The organism is Aurantibacter aestuarii, from assembly GCF_003008425.1.
GTDB lineage: Bacteria > Bacteroidota > Bacteroidia > Flavobacteriales > Flavobacteriaceae > Aurantibacter > Aurantibacter aestuarii.
In genome coordinates this window covers 1041538-1059419 of the sequence record NZ_PXOQ01000007.1, presented here as the reverse complement: position 1 = coordinate 1059419, position 17882 = coordinate 1041538, and the positions used below count along the sequence as shown (strand labels likewise).

Annotated in this window: 19 protein-coding genes; 7 read left to right on the top strand and 12 right to left on the bottom strand. The window is 32.1% G+C overall.

The window, feature by feature from the left end:
• Positions 1-3 precede the first annotated feature (3 nt).
• The 4 genes from C7H52_RS05905 (at position 4) to C7H52_RS05890 (ending at position 2950) form a co-directional block, all read left to right on the top strand.
• A complete protein-coding gene (locus C7H52_RS05905; protein ID WP_181256209.1) occupies positions 4-717 on the top strand; it encodes a DUF4240 domain-containing protein in 714 nt (237 codons plus the stop codon).
• A gap of 149 nt (positions 718-866) precedes the next feature.
• Complete coding sequence (locus C7H52_RS05900) at positions 867-1475, top strand: hypothetical protein (protein WP_106462947.1); 609 nt, start codon at positions 867-869, stop codon at positions 1473-1475.
• 280 nt (positions 1476-1755) lie between these two features.
• Positions 1756-2205 (top strand): SRPBCC domain-containing protein, encoded by a 450-nt coding sequence (locus tag C7H52_RS05895; RefSeq protein ID WP_106462946.1) that lies wholly within the window; start codon positions 1756-1758, stop codon positions 2203-2205.
• A gap of 178 nt (positions 2206-2383) precedes the next feature.
• Complete coding sequence (locus C7H52_RS05890; protein WP_106462945.1) at positions 2384-2950, top strand: SRPBCC family protein; 567 nt, start codon at positions 2384-2386, stop codon at positions 2948-2950.
• 127 nt (positions 2951-3077) lie between these two features.
• Here the strand turns inward: C7H52_RS05890 and gldC are convergent, their stop codons facing one another.
• Both gldC and gldB read right to left on the bottom strand, forming a co-directional pair.
• Complete coding sequence (gene gldC, locus C7H52_RS05885; protein WP_106462944.1) at positions 3078-3410, bottom strand: gliding motility protein GldC; 333 nt, start codon at positions 3408-3410, stop codon at positions 3078-3080.
• The gene (gene gldB / locus C7H52_RS05880; protein ID WP_106462943.1) at positions 3410-4372 is read right to left on the bottom strand and encodes a gliding motility lipoprotein GldB; all 963 of its coding nucleotides are present in this window, start codon (positions 4370-4372) and stop codon (positions 3410-3412) included. The genes gldC and gldB overlap by 1 nt, the downstream gene beginning before the upstream one ends.
• Before the next feature lie 95 nt (positions 4373-4467).
• Here gldB and nadE point away from each other — a divergent pair, with 95 nt between their 5' ends.
• Both nadE and C7H52_RS05870 read left to right on the top strand, forming a co-directional pair.
• Positions 4468-5256 carry an NAD(+) synthase gene (nadE, locus tag C7H52_RS05875; RefSeq protein WP_106462942.1) on the top strand — a complete coding sequence of 263 codons (789 nt, stop codon included), beginning with the start codon at positions 4468-4470 and terminating at the stop codon, positions 5254-5256.
• Positions 5253-5876: a response regulator gene (locus C7H52_RS05870; protein WP_106462941.1), complete on the top strand. Its 624-nt coding sequence runs from the start codon at positions 5253-5255 to the stop codon at positions 5874-5876. Before nadE ends, C7H52_RS05870 begins: the two co-directional genes overlap by 4 nt.
• A gap of 158 nt (positions 5877-6034) precedes the next feature.
• On the opposite strand, the gene dnaG is transcribed toward C7H52_RS05870, so the two are convergent.
• The gene (gene dnaG / locus C7H52_RS05865) at positions 6035-8002 is read right to left on the bottom strand and encodes a DNA primase (protein ID WP_106462940.1); all 1968 of its coding nucleotides are present in this window, start codon (positions 8000-8002) and stop codon (positions 6035-6037) included.
• Between the two features lie 171 nt (positions 8003-8173).
• Between dnaG and C7H52_RS05860 the strand changes: the two genes are divergently transcribed.
• The gene (locus C7H52_RS05860) at positions 8174-9841 is read left to right on the top strand and encodes a hypothetical protein (RefSeq protein ID WP_106462939.1); all 1668 of its coding nucleotides are present in this window, start codon (positions 8174-8176) and stop codon (positions 9839-9841) included.
• A gap of 65 nt (positions 9842-9906) precedes the next feature.
• Here the strand turns inward: C7H52_RS05860 and C7H52_RS05855 are convergent, their stop codons facing one another.
• The 9 genes from C7H52_RS05855 to C7H52_RS05815 form a co-directional block, all read right to left on the bottom strand.
• On the bottom strand, positions 9907-10974 hold the full coding sequence (locus tag C7H52_RS05855) for a hypothetical protein (RefSeq protein WP_106462938.1): 1068 nt from the start codon (positions 10972-10974) through the stop codon (positions 9907-9909).
• Positions 10975-10998: 24 nt separating this feature from the next.
• Positions 10999-11700, bottom strand: a complete 702-nt coding sequence (locus tag C7H52_RS05850) for a hypothetical protein (protein ID WP_106462937.1) — start codon at positions 11698-11700, stop codon at positions 10999-11001.
• Positions 11687-12250, bottom strand: a complete 564-nt coding sequence (locus tag C7H52_RS05845; RefSeq protein WP_106463088.1) for an RNA polymerase sigma factor — start codon at positions 12248-12250, stop codon at positions 11687-11689. Before C7H52_RS05845 ends, C7H52_RS05850 begins: the two co-directional genes overlap by 14 nt.
• A gap of 159 nt (positions 12251-12409) precedes the next feature.
• Positions 12410-13387: a polyprenyl synthetase family protein gene (locus C7H52_RS05840; RefSeq protein WP_106462936.1), complete on the bottom strand. Its 978-nt coding sequence runs from the start codon at positions 13385-13387 to the stop codon at positions 12410-12412.
• A 64-nt stretch (positions 13388-13451) separates the two neighbouring features.
• Entirely contained in the window at positions 13452-13862 is a 411-nt protein-coding gene (locus tag C7H52_RS05835) for a PKD domain-containing protein (RefSeq protein ID WP_106462935.1), read from the bottom strand.
• A gap of 31 nt (positions 13863-13893) precedes the next feature.
• Positions 13894-14934: a 23S rRNA (adenine(2503)-C(2))-methyltransferase RlmN gene (gene rlmN, locus C7H52_RS05830; protein ID WP_106462934.1), complete on the bottom strand. Its 1041-nt coding sequence runs from the start codon at positions 14932-14934 to the stop codon at positions 13894-13896.
• Between the two features lie 150 nt (positions 14935-15084).
• Complete coding sequence (gene queA / locus C7H52_RS05825; protein ID WP_106462933.1) at positions 15085-16134, bottom strand: tRNA preQ1(34) S-adenosylmethionine ribosyltransferase-isomerase QueA; 1050 nt, start codon at positions 16132-16134, stop codon at positions 15085-15087.
• A gap of 63 nt (positions 16135-16197) precedes the next feature.
• Positions 16198-17436 carry a 3-phosphoshikimate 1-carboxyvinyltransferase gene (locus C7H52_RS05820; RefSeq protein ID WP_106462932.1) on the bottom strand — a complete coding sequence of 413 codons (1239 nt, stop codon included), beginning with the start codon at positions 17434-17436 and terminating at the stop codon, positions 16198-16200.
• A 13-nt stretch (positions 17437-17449) separates the two neighbouring features.
• On the bottom strand, positions 17450-17776 hold the full coding sequence (locus tag C7H52_RS05815; protein ID WP_106462931.1) for a nucleotide pyrophosphohydrolase: 327 nt from the start codon (positions 17774-17776) through the stop codon (positions 17450-17452).
• Positions 17777-17882: the final 106 nt, after the last annotated feature.

Below are 17882 nucleotides of genomic sequence, written 5' to 3'. Positions count from 1 at the left end.
ATTGTGTCGTTAATTTTATTTTCTTTAGCACTTCTTGGAGCATTAATTGGTTTAGGAACTTTAGACACACCTTTTATGAATAAAATTCCTATAATAGTCGCGATTTTTGTCTATTCAATGGCAATTTATCATTTTGGTTTTGCTAAAAGTTTTAAAGAGTTTTTCAAATTTCAGAATACTGAAATTTCAGAATCCATTCAAGATTCTAAAGAAGTTATGGAATCAGAAAAATTCTGGAAAATTATTGAGGTTACTAAATCTGAAAGTTATGGAGATTATGAAAAACAACAATCTCTACTTAAAAGAGAATTATTAAAACTAACTGCAACAGAAGTTTTAGAATTTGACAATAAATTTAGAACATTAAGAGGAGAAATTTATACTTGGGATTTTTGGGCTGCTGCTTATATAATAAATGGAGGATGTTCTGATGACTGTTTCTCTGATTTTCGAGGTTGGTTAATCGGACAAGGACAATCAATATTTGAAAATGCAATTCAGAATATTGAAACGCTAACAGAACTGAAAGAAACTAATGATGGAGATTGGGAAGGTTTGAGCTATATTGCAACTGATATTTATGAAAATAAGACAGGAAAAGACATACCTCAAGGAGTTCAGGAAAATTTTGAAATAACTGGAGAGGAATGGGAAGAAGATGAAAATGATTTGAAAAACAGATTTCCGAAATTATACGCAAAATTCGGAATGGAATAAATAACTGTGGCTAACAAAGTATAAAAAAATTGCTAGTTTTAGGCTTAACCAAAGTACGTTGCTCCTTTTGCCAACTTCTGATTTTCCTGCGGAAAATCCTCGCTGACAAAATCGCAACTTTTCTTATACCAAACACGTTGTACACAATTATGAAAAACAGTATTTTTATAATAATTATTTTAATTAATCTAAAATCTTTTGGGCAAAAAAATGATGCTGATGAATATCAAAATGAATGGTTTGAAAAGGCTAAAATTGAGATAAAAAAACCTGATTTAGTTGGTGCTTTAATAATGTTTTATTGGGCATACGAAAACAATACGGAAAGTGAACTAGGAAAAGTTTGTTTGAAAAAAATTGATAGTTTAAAACCATTAGTTAGGAAAGAACAGATAGATAAATGGAAAGGAACTTGGAAATTAACCAATAAAGAATCTGAAGAGGAATACTTTTTAGAAATTTCAGAAACTGAAATAAAATTCTATGAAAAGAAAAATGGAAGTTCAGAAAAAAAATTGGTCAAAACAGAAAAGATTTTATTCAATGAAATAAACTATGGTTCATATCCAACTTATTGGGAATTGATATTTTCTGACAATCAAATTTGGAACTTTAATATCATCGATGAAATAGACGAAAACATTTTATTCGTATCTAAAACCAACAAAGTAGGCGATTACAGTATAAAACACTATCCAAATTACAGAGATGGTCGAAAACCAAAAGATGAACGAGATATTTACGAAAGAATAAAATAACTATGTACAACACCTGGATATAAGTAATAAAAAATCTTATTCTGCAACTCTAAACCCTATAGAAGCTTCTACAGTTTGATTTAGAGCTTTCGGAAGCATATCTGCTTTATAAGGGCAACTTGCCCAGACACATGGTTAGAGCATTCTAAAGCTCGTAATTTGCTGTGGGTTTCCATTTATATAAGCTTTTAAAGCCTATTCATTAGTCATCGAAACATCTTCTTTAGCATAAATTATTAAATGTGTATATTTAAAACTACTTAATACATAAAGGAATTTTATGAGACTAGAATCTAATGCCACTATTCAAATTCAAAAACCAGTAGGAGAAGTTTTTGAAGGGATTGTAAATCCAGAAAAAATGACCAAATATTTCATTTCAGAAAGTAGTGGAAGATTGGAAACGGGGAAAAACGTCATTTGGAAATTTCCTGAATTTAATGAGAGATTTCCTATTAGCGAAATTAAAATAGAAACTAATCGTTCAATTTCTTTTGTATGGGATCCAGAAACTGTTGTAAATATTACTTTAGAAAAATTACCAGACAATAGTACCATAGTAAGAGTAAACGAAAACGGAAAGGAACTTAATGCAGATAATTTAAAATGGGCATTAGAAAACTCTGGAGGTTGGGCAAATTTCCTAGCCTGTATGAAAGCGTTTTTAGAATATGGCATACAGCTTCGAAAAGGTGCATTTGATTTTATGAAAGAAAAACCTAATAAATAATCTAAAGTTAAAAGAACAGTGAATTATACGGCAGGTCAAATGGGAATTTCTTTTAGAGAAGAAACAGATCTTTATAAAGATGAAATTGTAGCAAAAAACTATATGCCGAGTTATCTACCTAAATTTATTAATATCGAAACGAAAAAATTAATCAACTAAAAACATTAATATTGAAATTATGAAATACTTAAAATACGGACTTGGAATTATTTTCATATTAGTAATTATATTTTTACTTATTGGTTTTATAAAACCAAACGTTACTTATGATTGTGAAATAATGGTCGATAAACCTATAGAAGAATCTTGGAAAGTAACACAAGATGAGACCAAAATGTCCGAATGGCTAGAGGGATTTCAAAAAGTTGAACACGTAAGTGGTACACCTGAAACTGTTGGAGCAGTAACAAATGTATATTTTGTTACAGACGGACAAGAGATGGTCATTAAAGAAACAATTACAAGCATTAAGCAAAACGAATCTATAGAAATGCTATTTGAATCTGATTTTATGAATATGAATTATAAACTTAAAATGACTCCTATTAATGGCAAAACTAAAATTAGCTCAAACACAAATGCTAAAGGAAATGGCATGCTTTCCAAATCTATAATGGCTTTAATAGGAAGTTCTTTAAAAACACAAGAAGAAACAAATCTTATTAACCTAAAGAAAACCATTGAGGCTAACACAAAAAACTATTTTCCTGTAGAAGGAACAGTTGTTAAAACTAACGAGGACTAAATTATTTAAAAGAAAACTAGGACCAAAACCTAGATATTAGTAAGCTAGTTTAAAACTATTTTATCTAACTGTCTTTTTAATTATCTAAAACCCAATCCTAACCATTAAACAGTTCTAACCCAAAAAATTATTTCTTAAGCTCTAATTTTTCAGCAAAATAGTCGCAAAAATCGCGCATGGTAGCCGCCATTTTTTCATCTTGAGTAGCACGTTGAAAGGTTTGCGTCATAGCCGTAAGTGTTTGATGAAAAAACACCTTCATCTCATCTACCGGCATGTCTTTAGTCCATAAATCGATACGTAAAGATTCTTGAGCCTTACTATCCCAAACCGATAACATCATGGCTTTAGCTTCGGCGTTCGTAATTCCGCCATCTTCGGCAGTCCAATTTAATTTTTCTGGTACTTTATTTTCATCTAACCCAACGGTTAAAACTATTTGAGATGTTTTTTTTGACATTATAATTGTGGTTTATAGCGTGATGCATTAAAAATAGTTTCTGCATCGGTTTCTAATAATTTTTCTAAGCTCGTATCGTTATTTTCCATGTAAGATTTTACAATTTGCCAACCTATGTAACGACCTATCATTCCTGGAGAATCGGCATCGACTTCTTCTAAATAAAACTTACTAAATGGTGCTGGGTTAATAAACTGGTTAGGCAACTTAGCATCTGTACTGTATAGTAATTCCCGCTCTACAAAATACTTCCAAACATTAGGCTCATTTACTTTAGCCCAATCGTATTGTGCTTCGGTATAGCCAATTTTTTGTGCATCGGTTTTAAAAGGAATCATCACATCGTTAAAATATAGTTGCTTACCATAATACACCATTTCGTCTAACAAGGTTTTTCTTTTAGGCTGAAAAATGTATTTTTCCGCATAAGCATTAGATAAATCGACTACCATTTGCTCTGGTTTCATTGTTGATTTAATGTAATTCTGAATACCTTCATAGAAAAAATGATTTTCTCCCAAATAGGTATCTATAGAGATTAACACAATAGTATCGGTAACAATTACTTTGTTCCTGTAATCTACCGAAGAAGTTGCAGTAATAACTCTTGGGATTTTAGTTTCAGGAAACTTATATTTTAAATGCTTATAAAATAAAGTTATGTCTTCTTCTTCCTCATTAAGATCTGGAAAAGCTTTTTTGGTTTCAGTATTTAATTCGACCTGCAAAGTATCGGTTAATCGATTAATCCAGAATTCATCTGGAAACCGATTAGAAAACATAAACGGGTAGTTTGCTTTTAAACTTGCTAAATCCTTTGGTTTTGCTTCGGCAAATTTCCTATCGAAACGTTCTACCTTAACATCTACTTCCAAATTAAGTATAGCATCGTCTATTTCTTTATCCTTTTTACAAGATAAAACCATTAAACTAATCCCAATTAAAAGCAGATATGTTCTCATATTAAAAATTTAAAAGCGCGTTATTTTTTATACTAACGCATTTCATTTATTTTTGTTGGGCAAAGGTACTATACTTTCATTAAATTCTCTTTATTATGCAAACAGAAAAAGTCATTGATCATATTGTAAACTGGTTAAAGGATTACGCTACTAACGCCAGAGTAAATGGTTTTGTGGTGGGAATTTCTGGTGGCATAGATTCTGCAGTAACCTCAACCCTTTGTGCTATGACAGGCTTAGAGGTTTTATGTATTGAAATGCCAATTCACCAAGCAGAAAGTCATGTGTCCAGAGCACAAGAGCATATTAAGCAATTGTCTAAACGTTTTGAAAACGTTCAAAATACCATAACCGACTTAACACCTGTTTTTGACGAGTTTACTACTGAAGTATCTCTGGAAGGCAAAGAAGAGGTTGTAGATATGGCTTTAGCAAACACTCGTGCTCGTTTACGTATGACTACTTTGTACTACCATGCTGGACTATATGGCTTATTAGTTGCTGGAACAGGTAATAAAGTTGAAGATTTTGGTGTTGGTTTTTACACCAAGTATGGCGATGGTGGTGTCGATTTAAGTCCTATTGCCGATTTACTTAAAAGTGAAGTGTATGCCATAGCAAAAGTATTAAACGTTCCACAATCTATTATTGAAGCGGCTCCAAGTGACGGATTATTTGGAGATGCCAGAAGTGATGAAGACCAGATTGGTGCAAGTTATCCAGAACTGGAATGGGCAATGAAAATGAAGGATGAAGGTAAAACCGAACGTGATTTTAAAGGCAGAGAAAAAACGGTATTTAAAATTTTTATGCGCTACAATAGAAACAATCAGCATAAAATGATTCCTATTCCTATTTGTGAAATACCAAGTGAACTAAAATGATTAAAGTTTTAGTTATAGATAAACATCCTGTTATTTTTAGTGGTCTAGACGCCTACTTTAAAAACTCTCGAAATATTAAAATTGTTGGTCATACGACAGACGAAATTAATATTAACAGCTATCTAGAAACCCACCAAGTAGATATTATCTTAACCGAAATTGAGTTAAACCAACTCAATGGAATTACGTTAATAAAACGGATAAAAAAAAACTTTCCAGAACTTAAACTTATTGTGTTTACCAGTCAAGCCGAACATGTTTATGGCTCTAGTATTATAAAAGCTGGTGCTTCTGGCTTTGTGTCTAAAAAACAAGCCTTAAGCGAACTGGATCAGGCTATTTTAAACGTGTTTAATAATGCCATTTATATTAGCGAAAGTTTAGCTAAACAATTAACCATACGACCTAAAAAAACATCGGTTTCTAACGATTTTAAAAAGTTGTCGAGTCGTGAGTTAGAAGTTTTAAATTTAATTTCAAACGGAAAGCGTAATATAGACATAGCCAAAGAACTGGCGTTAAATGAAAAAACAGTAAGTACTTACAAAACACGATTAATGAAAAAGTTAAACGTATCTAATCTTGTAGAACTTATTAAAAAAGCGAAGCAGGAGTTTTAGTGGCTTCAGTAGGCAGTCCACAGTATACAGTAAGCAATAGGCAGTAAGTAATTTCTTTAAGTTTTAATAATAAGTATAAATTTATAAAACTTTAAATTTAAACTGATTTTTTAAGACTGCAGACTGCGGACTGCCAACTGAAGACTGAGGACTGTAGACTAAAGAGGCCTTTTCAATTTCTTAGATAATAGGGTTTTAAGCTTAGTATAATCCATGACTTCTTCTAAAACCTCACGGTTGGTGTCGGTTAAATTTTTCATGGCTTCTTCGCCCAGAATTTTTACTTTTTGCTCTATTAAATGCCAACGTAAGGTTAATATAGTTTCACTTACTAATTGCGCAATGGTTTCATTTTTCTTCTTTGGAAAAATGTTTTTGCTTTCCCAGTCTGATAAACTATAACGCTCATCGTCCATTAAAATACTGGACATTTCCATTGCTAAATCGGGATTTACAGAGTTTATAATTTGCTCAATTTTAAAATCTGGATCTCTATTTAAAGCTTCTACAATGGTATAATATAAATCCTTAAATAAAGGATTGGTAAATGCCATTTCGTCTTCCTGAAGATCTAGATAAATTTTTTCAAACACTCTAGCTTGTTGTACTACAGGCTCCAAAATTAACTCTGAAGTTTCTTCATCTTCTTTTAAAACCAAATCTTCAAAATCTTCGGTTTTATTCCCGTAAAGCAACAATAAACTTATTATTTTTCGTTCCAACTCGTATTGTACATCAACTTTACGTGCGGTTACTGGTTCAGTCTTTAAGACCTGAAATGGTTTTTGATTTTGGTTAGAACTTGCTTTTTTAGTATCGTTATTTTCTTTTTGGTTAAGTTGCGCTAAGGTGGAAAATAAAACACCTTCACTTACATCCATAATTCTGGCGCACTCCTTAATATAAATTTCGGCTTTTATACGGTCGGGAATTTTAGAAATACTATTTACAATATCTCTAACCGTTTCTGCCTTTTTTATAGGGTCGTTTTTTGAATCTTCAAATAATATAGATGCCTTAAACTGAATAAAATCCTGAGAATGTTCTTCTAAATACTCACGTAATTCGTTTTCAGTATTCGACTTTGCAAAACTATCGGGATCTTCACCTTCTGGAAATGTACAAACCTTTACATTCATACCTTGTTCCAAAATTAAATCTATTCCTCTAAGGGAAGCTCTTAAACCTGCAGCATCGCCATCAAAAAGTACAGTAATGTTTTTAGTTAACCGGTTAATTAATCGAATTTGATCGCTAGTTAGCGCGGTACCAGAACTGGAAACCGTATTGGTAATTCCGGATTGATGAAACTGAATGACATCGGTATAACCTTCAACTATAAAACAATTATCTTCTTTAGCTATACTTTGCTTTGCCTGAAAAATACCATATAGCACTTTACTTTTATGATAAATATCACTTTCGGGCGAGTTTAAATACTTGGCTGCTTTTTTATCGTTAGTTAAAATACGTCCACCAAAACCCAGTACACGACCACTCATACTTTGTATAGGGAACATCACACGACCTTTAAATCTGTCAAATTGTTTTTCGCCTTTTACAATAGTTAATCCTGTACCTTCTAAAAATTCTAACTTATAACCTTTTTTAAGAGCAGTGTCTGTAAACGCACTCCACTCGTCTAAACAATAGCCTAAATCGAATTTTTTAATAGTTTCCAAAGTAAACCCACGCTCTTTAAAATAACTTAAAGCAATTGCTTTCCCTGCATTGGTATTATGCATGGTTTCCTGAAAGTATTTGCTGGCATATTCACTAACCAGATATAAACTTTCTTTTAAACTTTGCTCCTCTTTTTGCTCGTTGGTTTGTTGGGTTTCTTCAATTTCAATTCCGTACTTTTTAGCAAGGTATTTTATAGCTTCAGGATAGGTAAAATGCTCGTGTTCCATTAAAAACGCTACCACATTTCCGCCTTTTCCTGTACTAAAATCTTTCCAAATTTGCTTAACCGGAGACACCATAAAACTTGGTGTACGCTCTTCACTAAACGGACTCAAGCCTTTAAAACTAGAACCCGATTTTTTCAGCTGTACAAAATCGCCAATCACCTCTTCTAATCGAGCAGTCTCATATACTTGGTCTATGGTTGTTTTTGAAATCAATTGAAAAGCTATTTTATAAAACGTAAAAGTACCATAAAACTAAACAATAATTTAAAGTTTTTAAAATAGAAATCTTTTAGATCACTACTTGAATTTTACAAAAAATACATAAAAGTAGGTATTTTTTAAACCTTATGTGAGTTGTAATTTTGTGATATAAAACATTTCCTTATGAAAAAATTACTTTTATTGCTAGTCTGTACACTTGTTTTTACATGTTCTAAAGACGATAGTAGCTCGGAAACCTCAGAGAACATCATCTTAGAAGGTGGGACAATTTATGGGTATCAAATAGTTGAAGTCGAAATTGAAAATGCATCACAAGAAAACTATACTGGTTTTTTGGGAGACAATCAGATTGAACTTCGACGTACAACAGAAAACTCTGTTGCTTTCTTTGTAGAGCCAGATTTTGATTTAGGAAGTACAACATTAACAGTGGAAGCTTTAAATAATTTAAAAGTAAATTATGTTATTGAAGAAACTAGTTTAACCCAAACTGTAGAAGAAACCATACAACCTTATTTTGATCAATTAGAACTGGAAAGACAAGCCCTAACTCCAGATTTTAATGGAGATAAAGCATTATTGCTAATAGATGGTTTTAACAATATGTATGCAAGCTTAAATGACACTCAAAAAAGAGATTTGTCTATATTCTATAAAGCAAATAAGAATTTAATTGATGCGACAATTACTGGTGATGGTAGCAAAATGAATTCTAACATAGTAACACAGTTTGCTCGTTGTGAAGCATCTATATATTTTACAGGTGTTTTAGGTGTATTTACTACCATATCTACAACTTTGCCATTAACGCAAATTGTAACACCTCTTTTAGCAGTAAGTACTGGCGTGTTATTAGCTAAAACTTATGAGCACTGTATTCCACTTGCACAAGCATCCATTAAAAATGTATTTGTACAAGCCGATGACCAAATATTCAACTCTAAAACCACAAATGCATCTGCCATAAGTTTAAGCTCTGACGTTGTAAGTAATGTTTCTATACAATTACAGAATAGAACTATGCTACCAAGTGATAATGGAGACGAAAACACCATTATAAGCACGTATTTTTCTGCCACCACTAGCTTCAACGAATTGGTAATACAAAAAATGAACGTTGCCATAAATTACTTAAATACAGAGTGGTCGTTATTTTTTGACATTACACCATATGATGAAGTTTTGGTAAATGATACTGCGGTAACAGATACAAACGGGATGACCCAAGAAGACTTTAACAATTTTACATTTAGCGTCTCAGGCTCCAATATAACTTTAGAAAGTTTAGATTATGCTAATGGAGGATTAGATTTAAACGTAAAAATTATAGATGAAACTGCTGTTGTAGGAGGCTTGGAAACTGGAACTCTTAATTTTACTTATCAAGATGATTTCAATAGCTTTTCTGGAAGTTTTGATATTGAGGTTTCAACTGAAAGTATTTCAGGAGTATGGAAATATTGCTACGTTAGTGATGGTTTTTGTGAAGATACGGATACTTTAACATTTAACTCTAACGGAACAATTAGTACTCCTGGCACTAGTCAATTTGATGAAATAATTGTTAATAATTACACTTTAGATAACGGGAGTTTAACTGTTAATATTACAGTTAGAAATAATAATGTTGAATATTTTTGTGATACAGATAATAACACATATTTTTATGTAAGGGACTATACAGATACCTTGACCTTAACACGAGTTAATGAAAATCTTTTTGAAGGCACTTTAAGCTCTACATCAACTGGTTATCAAAACCCCACTTATAGTGAATGCTTTCAAGCTAGCGAATCTGAAAGCGAAGCTATAACTTTAGTAAAAATTTAAACAAAAAACGCCTCATACAATTAAGCATGAGGCGTTTTTGATTAACAACAATTCAAATTAAAAATCTAATCTATATCAAAACGTAAACCTAAAGAGATGTTATTTTGTTTTACAGCTTGATCTTTGAAAATAGGATTTAAATCGTATTTTGCATACAAAGCAATATCACCCACACCAACATAGGCACCAACACCATAAACAAAGTTAGACGCATTATAATTACGACGTATTTTTTGCTTTACACGATCGCCATCTTCTTCATATTTTAATTTTTGTTGCGTACCAATCCTTACTCCACCATAACCACCAATACCAAACTTAAACTTATCCCATATTTGGTATCTTACCGTATTATTTTTTTCTATTTTATTGTAAGGTCCAAACTCAAAATAAACAGGTAAGACTAAATTAGTAATTCTAAATTCAGATTTATCTAAATTAACAGGGAAAGTTTCTGCAGTAGTAAGATTACCATCTTGTTCAAAATATAAGTTTTCTTTTAGGTTAAGCTTATTCCATTGAAAAGAAAATCCGTATTTAACTCTTGCCCAATGCGAATTTTTTGCTAATCGGGTTTGCCAATTCCATCCAAGTTCTACAAATCCAGAACCCAAATTTTCGTATGGTGTACGATTAAAAGATTGACCTTCAATAATAGCATTGTTAAAACCAGCTGCAAATAAAAATTGATTAGTAGTTCTAATATCATATTTAGGTGGCATTCGTTTTCCTTTAATACCTAACAATTCTTTCTCTCCACCACCAACTAAAATTGCGATCCTATTTTCTGGCACTGTGTTTTCTTCCCAATTATCATCTCGCTCAATTAATGCTATTTGGTTATCAATAATAGCAGCTTTATTTTTTATGTTTAGCGCTCGTTTTTCTGCAGCTTGCATTTTTAGCTGTTCCGCTTCTGCTGCTGTAATTTTATTAGATTCCAATTGCTCATTAATAGCTTCAATCTCTACAGTTAAAGCTTCTTTTTCATTAAGCTCTACCTGAGTTTTGTAAGATTCATATCGCGCTATTTCAGCTTTCTTACCAGACACCTTTAAGCTGTCTTGAGCATTACTTTTAGTTACAATTAAGCATATGACTGCTCCTACGAAGAATTTCGTTAATTTAATCATGAGGGTTCGTTTTTAAAGTTTGTATTATTTGTTACGGTCTACTATAACCGTTTTGATATCGGATAAATTTTCTTTTATGGTGGCGAAAAGTTTGGTTCTAAAGCTCTGCTCTACTTCTACCTCTACATCATAAAGTAATGAGGCAGCATCAATAGTTGAAGATTTGGGCTCTGACGAAGTCGTTTGTTGTAACGCTTGAGCTAATAAAGATTCCGCTTCGTCTTTATAAGTAATTTTTATAGAGTTTGCTTTTTCTAATGTGCTATTTGGGATTTCCTGTAAGTCTTTTTCCACAACAGCCATTTTAGGTTCTTTGTTTATAAGTTGATCTGTTTCTGGTGTTAGCGATGCTTTATTAAGTGTTGCTTTAGAATTATTTTTTGTTTGACTTACATAAATTGGTGTTGCCTGTTTATTTTCTATAGTAGGTTTTGGCGTTGCAACCGTATTCTCTTTACTGTTTTCTTTAGAATTAATTATATCTTCTTTAATCTCTACTGGAGCTTCTACCACAGTAATCACTTTAGTATTGGTATTTAAAACACTAATAGTTATTAAAACTCCTATAAAACTAGCTGCCACACCAGACCATAACATCCAATTTCTCTTAGCAGTTTTTGTAGAATTTAATCGTTCTTCTAGATTGCTCCATGCGTTTACTGAAGGTTCTATAGAACGTTTATCCAACAAATTTTTTATATGGTCATCGAACTTATTTGACTCCATTTTGTACACTATTTAGGGTATTAATTTTTTCCTGAAGCATTTTTTTTGCTTTAAAGAGTTGAGATTTACTTGTGCCTTCATTGATATCCAGCATTTTAGCAATTTCGTTATGCTTGTAACCTTCTATGGCGTACATATTAAAAATTAATCTGTAACCTTCCGGTAAACTGTCAATACAAGCTTGAATTTGTGCGACTTCAATAGACGAATCTATATCGTTATGAAACTCTGCCGTATAATTTTCAACTTCGTCTGCAAACTGAATTTGTTTTTTTTGCCTATAAAATGAAATAACTTCTCGAACCATAATTCGTCTTATCCAACCTTCAAAACTTCCTTCGTTTTTATAATCTTTTAAGTATTTAAAAACTTTAAAAAAACCATTTAACATGACTTCTTCAGCCTTTTGAAGATCACTTACATAATATCTACACACACTTAACATTTTAGGCGCGTAAGTCTCAAATAACACGTGCTGCGCTTTTCGATCTTGTTTAACCGCTTTTTTTATTAAGTCGGTTTGATTAGTATGTAATTGGATAATTTTCAAAATATGCTGTAACACTATTTGCTTCTATTATTAAAGACGCAAAATGTGTTTAAATAGTTGCTTCAACAGTAAAAAAAAATAAAGATATTATTTAATAAGCTTACAAAACCACTTTTAGTCACTGTTAATCAACTTATTACTACTCAATATAAAATATGATTATTTTTTACGTTCTATAACGTAATTAACCATAAGTTCTAAACTGGCCTTAAATTCAGATTCTGGGTAAGTATTAAGGATTTGTAAAGCGTCTTGTTGAAATGATTTCATTTTGGTAACTGCATAATCCAATCCGCCATTAGATTTTACAAACTCAATAAGTTCATTAACCCGTTTTTTATCCTTATTATGATTTTTGATAGAGTTAATCAACCAGCTTTTATCTTTTTTTGATGAGTTATTTAAAACATAAATTAGAGGCAAAGTCATTTTTTGCTCTTTAATATCTATTCCGGTTGGTTTACCTATACGTTGTGTACCATAATCAAACAAATCGTCTTTAATCTGGAAAGCCATACCTATAAGCTCTCCAAATTTTCTCATTTTTTCAATATGCTCGCTTTCTGGTTTTACACTAGCCGCACCCAAACTACAACAAGCCGCAATTAGCGTTGCGGTTTTTTGTCTTATAATCTCGTAATAAACATCTTCTGTAATATCAAGCTTTCTGGCTTTTTCTATTTGAAGTAATTCACCTTCACTCATTTCTCTTACAGCTACCGAAATGATTTTTAATAAATCAAAATCGTTATTATCGATGGATAGCAACAAACCTTTTGAAAGTAGAAAGTCTCCAATTAAAACGGCTATTTTATTTTTCCAAAGGGCGTTTATAGAGAAAAAACCTCGTCTGCGGTCACTATCGTCCACAACATCGTCATGAACTAAAGTTGCTGTATGGATAAGTTCAATTACTGAAGCTCCGCGGTAAGTCCGTTCACTTAACTCGCCATTATTAACCATTTTTGCCACCAAAAAAACAAACATTGGACGCATTTGTTTGCCTTTACGATTTACAATGTAATGAGTAATACGATTTAACAGCGCCACTTTAGACGACATCGCTAAACGAAACTTTTTTTCAAAAAGTTCCATTTCGTAAGCTATAGGCTGTTTTATTTGTTCGGTTATTTTCACTTAATTAGGTGATATAAAAAATGCAGGTTAATTATAACCTGCATGATAATAGTAAAACAACTATTTAAATTTCTGATTCTTCAGTAGTATGGATACCACCTCCAAATAAACATAATACTTCAATAGATTTTTTAACTGAAGCTTCTTCTCCTTTATCATTTTTAACTTTTAATCTAACATAGTATGTACCATGGATTAAGTATTTAAAGTCCGGAATTTTGTTGTAAGACTTAGTCCCGTTACCGAAATCCCATTCATAACTTGTAGCTCCTGTTGATAAATTTGTTACACCTATATCATCTTGCTCATTTATTATTAATGCATTAAAGTCAAAATCTGCTGTTAGAGGTTCTTCTAAATTATTTGTTGGTTTTTCTATAGTTAATGGTGAATCTTCAACAAATTCTTCTTCATTTTGACTGCATGAAAAGAATAAACAAACAACAATTACCAAGTATAAATAATTTAATTTCATAATATAAAGTTTTGTAATCTATATAAAGATACTAATTTTTATTTGCTAATTGCCCGCAAGCTGCATCAATATCTTTTCCTCGACTGCGTCTAATGGTTACCGTAATATTATTTTCTTCTAAAACTCTTTGATACATAGTTATAGCTTCGGAATTGGCTTGTTGAAACATACCATCATCAATTGGATTATATTCTATAATATTTACTTTACTTGGTGCAAATTTACAGAACTGCACTAAAGCATCCACATCTTTACGTTGGTCATTTATACCTTTCCAAACTACATATTCGTATGTAATTCGGTTTTTTGTTTTTTCATACCAGTACACTAATGCCTCTCGTAAGTCTTTTAGCGGGAAGGTTTTATTAAATGGCATAATGGTGTCTCTTACCTCATCTATAGCACTATGAAGAGAGACCGCCAATTTAAATTTAACCTCATCGTCTGCCATTTTTTTTATCATTTTTGGCACACCAGAGGTTGAAACCACAATCCGTTTTGGTGACATGCCCAAACCTTCGGGACTTGTAATTTTATCTATAGCTTTAAGTACATTATTATAATTCATTAGCGGTTCACCCATACCCATAAATACAATATTACTTAATGGACGGTTGTGATATAATCTACTTTCATTATCTATAACCACTACCTGATCATAAATTTCATCCGGATTTAAATTACGCATACGCTTTAGGCGTGCAGTTGCGCAAAATTTACAATCCAAACTACAACCTACCTGACTGGACACACAAGCTGTTGTCCTGGTTGGGTTTGGTATTAATACCGATTCTACAATTAAACTGTCATGAAGTTTTATAGCATTTTTTATGGTACCATCGCTACTACGTTGCATCTGGTCGACTTTGATGTGATTTATCACAAAGCCATCCTCTAGCATTTGTCTGGTTTCTTTAGACAAGTTGGTCATGTCTGCAAAACTATGCGCTCCCTTTTGCCACAACCACTCATACACCTGATTACCACGAAAAGCTTTGTCGCCATTTTTAACGAAAAATTCGCGAATTTGCTCTTTCGTCAATGCCCTAATGTCTTTTTTTGTATCTGCCATTATAGTGCAAAAATAGTTAAACAGATTCACTTCTAAATATAATTACTCTTAAAGTCATAAATACTCCTTACGACCTTTTATTAATTTATGCTTTAAGCATAAAAAAGCCTCAACATAGGTTGAGGCTTTCTTCAATACTACTAGTAGAGATTAGATGATTAACATCGCATCTCCATAACTGTAAAATTTATATTTTTCTTTAACCGCTTCTTCGTAAGCCTTCATAATAAAATCATGACCAGCAAATGCAGAAACCATCATTAATAAAGTAGATTTTGGCGTATGGAAATTAGTAATCATGCAGTTGGCAATACTAAAGTCGTATGGAGGAAATATAAATTTATTTGTCCAACCATCAATTTCGTTAAGCGTTAAGCTTGACGACACAGCACTTTCTACTGCACGCATTGCTGTAGTTCCTACTGCACAAATACGGCGTTTATCTTTTAAAGCTTTATTTACTGTCTCAACTGTTTTTGGACCAATAAACACTTCTTCGCTGTCCATTTTATGTTTAGATAAATCTTCCACCTCTACTGGATTAAACGTTCCTAATCCCACATGTAAAGTAACTTCTGCAAAGTCTACACCTTTTATTTCCAAACGCTTTAATAAATGTTTAGAAAAGTGTAATCCTGCTGTTGGAGCCGCCACAGCACCTTCATTTTTAGCAAAAATAGTTTGGTAACGTTCTTCGTCTTCTGGCTGAACATCTCTTTTGATGTACTTAGGAAGTGGTGTTTCTCCTAACTCAGTTAATTTTTTTCTAAATGCATCATAAGATCCATCATATAAAAAACGTAATGTACGTCCTCTTGATGTCGTGTTATCTATAACTTCTGCTACTAAACTCTCGTCTTCTCCAAAGTATAATTTATTACCAATACGGATTTTACGTGCCGGATCTACCAATACATCCCATAAACGCTGCTCCTCATTTAGTTCTCTCAATAAGAATACTTCAATTCTTGCTCCGGTTTTTTCTTTATTACCAAATAAACGAGCTGGAAATACTTTGGTATCATTTAAAAGCAGGACATCTTTCTCATCAAAATATTCAATAATATCTTTAAATTGTCTGTGTTCTATGGTTTGCTTTTCTCTATTTAAAACCATTAAACGAGACTCATCTCTATGTTCTGCAGGATATTCGGCTAATAATTCGTCTGGTAAATTAAACTCGAAGTGTGATAATTTCATATAGCTATTTTAATTTCTGTGTGCAAATATACAATCTCAAGATAGGCGTTGTCAAGTGTTTTGCTAATTATTATTAGATTCTGTTAAAAAACCTATATTTTTGAAGTCTCTCCAAAATGTTGGATAAGATTTGGAAACCACTTCGGCATCTTTAATTACTAGATTAGTTTTAAGCGCCAATGGTGCAAATGCCATAGCCATTCTATGGTCGTTATAGGTCTCTATAGAAACATTTGACTTTATATGATTTGATGCTTCAAGATGTAAAGAATCTTTAGTGATTTCTACCTTAGCTCCAAACTTTTCTAATTCTGTTTTTAAAGCCACTAACCTATCGGTTTCTTTAATTTTCAGGGTATGTAATCCATATAAATCGCACTTTAATCCTAAACCAAAAGCAGTAACCACGATAGTTTGTGCAATATCTGGTGCATTTTTTAAATTAAAATTTATGCTTGATTCTGGATGATTCGTTTTTTTTAACTGAAGCGTATGCCCAGAAAATTGAGCACTAACCCCAAAATTTTGATAAAGTTCTACTAAAACAGAATCGCCTTGAAGGCTTTTATTTTTATAAGATGCTATTTCAATTTGCGTGCCTATTTCAGACAAACCTGCACAACTAAAGTAATAACTTGCAGAGGACCAGTCTGACTCTACGGTTAAATGATTTTGACTATTTTTATTTAATTCTTTTGGCTTAACAATAATCGTATTTTTATTGAAAGAAGTCTCGACACCTATTTCATTTAAAAGACTTAAAGTCATATTAATATAAGGCACAGAAGTTATTTCGCCTTCTAAAGTCAATTCCAAACCATTCTCTAATTTTGGAGCTATAAGGAGTAAGGCAGATATATATTGACTACTTACATTTGCTTTAAGAGTTACTTTATGTTTTGTTAAGGTTTTACCTTTTATTAGTAATGGAGGAAAACCCTCATTTTCTATGTAGTTTATTTCTGCTCCTAATTGTTTTAAGGCTTCCACCAAAATACCAATAGGTCGCTCTTTCATACGTTTTGAACCTGTAAGCTCCACAGTTCTTCCTATTTGTGTTGCAAAATAGGCCGTTAAAAAACGCATCGCTGTACCGGCGTGATGTATATCTATGACATTTTCTTTTGAAGCCAGAGCTTTTTGCATTAAAACAGAATCGTCTGAATTTGAAACATTTTCTAATGAAATTCCTTGATATAATGCTTGTAATAACAATAAACGGTTAGACTCGCTTTTTGAACCTGTAATTTGAATTTTAGATGATTTATCTGATAATTTAGACTGATGTAATAAAATATCCATGCTTAGTTGTTAGCTATTTTAACTTCTCGTTATTATGATGTCTGTCGTGATCTCTTCTGGTTTTTAGATCCAATTTTTTATCGAAAGCCTCTTGCAGATTAATACCTGTTTGATTGGCTAAACACAATACCACAAACATTACATCTGCCAGTTCTTCTCCTAAATCTTTAGTTTTATCACTTTCTTTTTCGCTTTGTTCGCCATAACGCCTAGCTATTATACGGGCTACTTCTCCTACTTCCTCGGTTAATTGCGCCATATTGGTAAGCTCGTTAAAATAACGAACACCATGATTTTTAATCCAATTATCGACGTCTTGTTGTGCGTTCTTGATGTCCATTTAGTTTATTTTTTTAAACTTTTAATTAATAATGATCGTAAAAAAGTCTCAAAAATCCCCATTCCAACCCCAAAAAACAAGCATTGTATAAGTTTGCTTTCTAAAT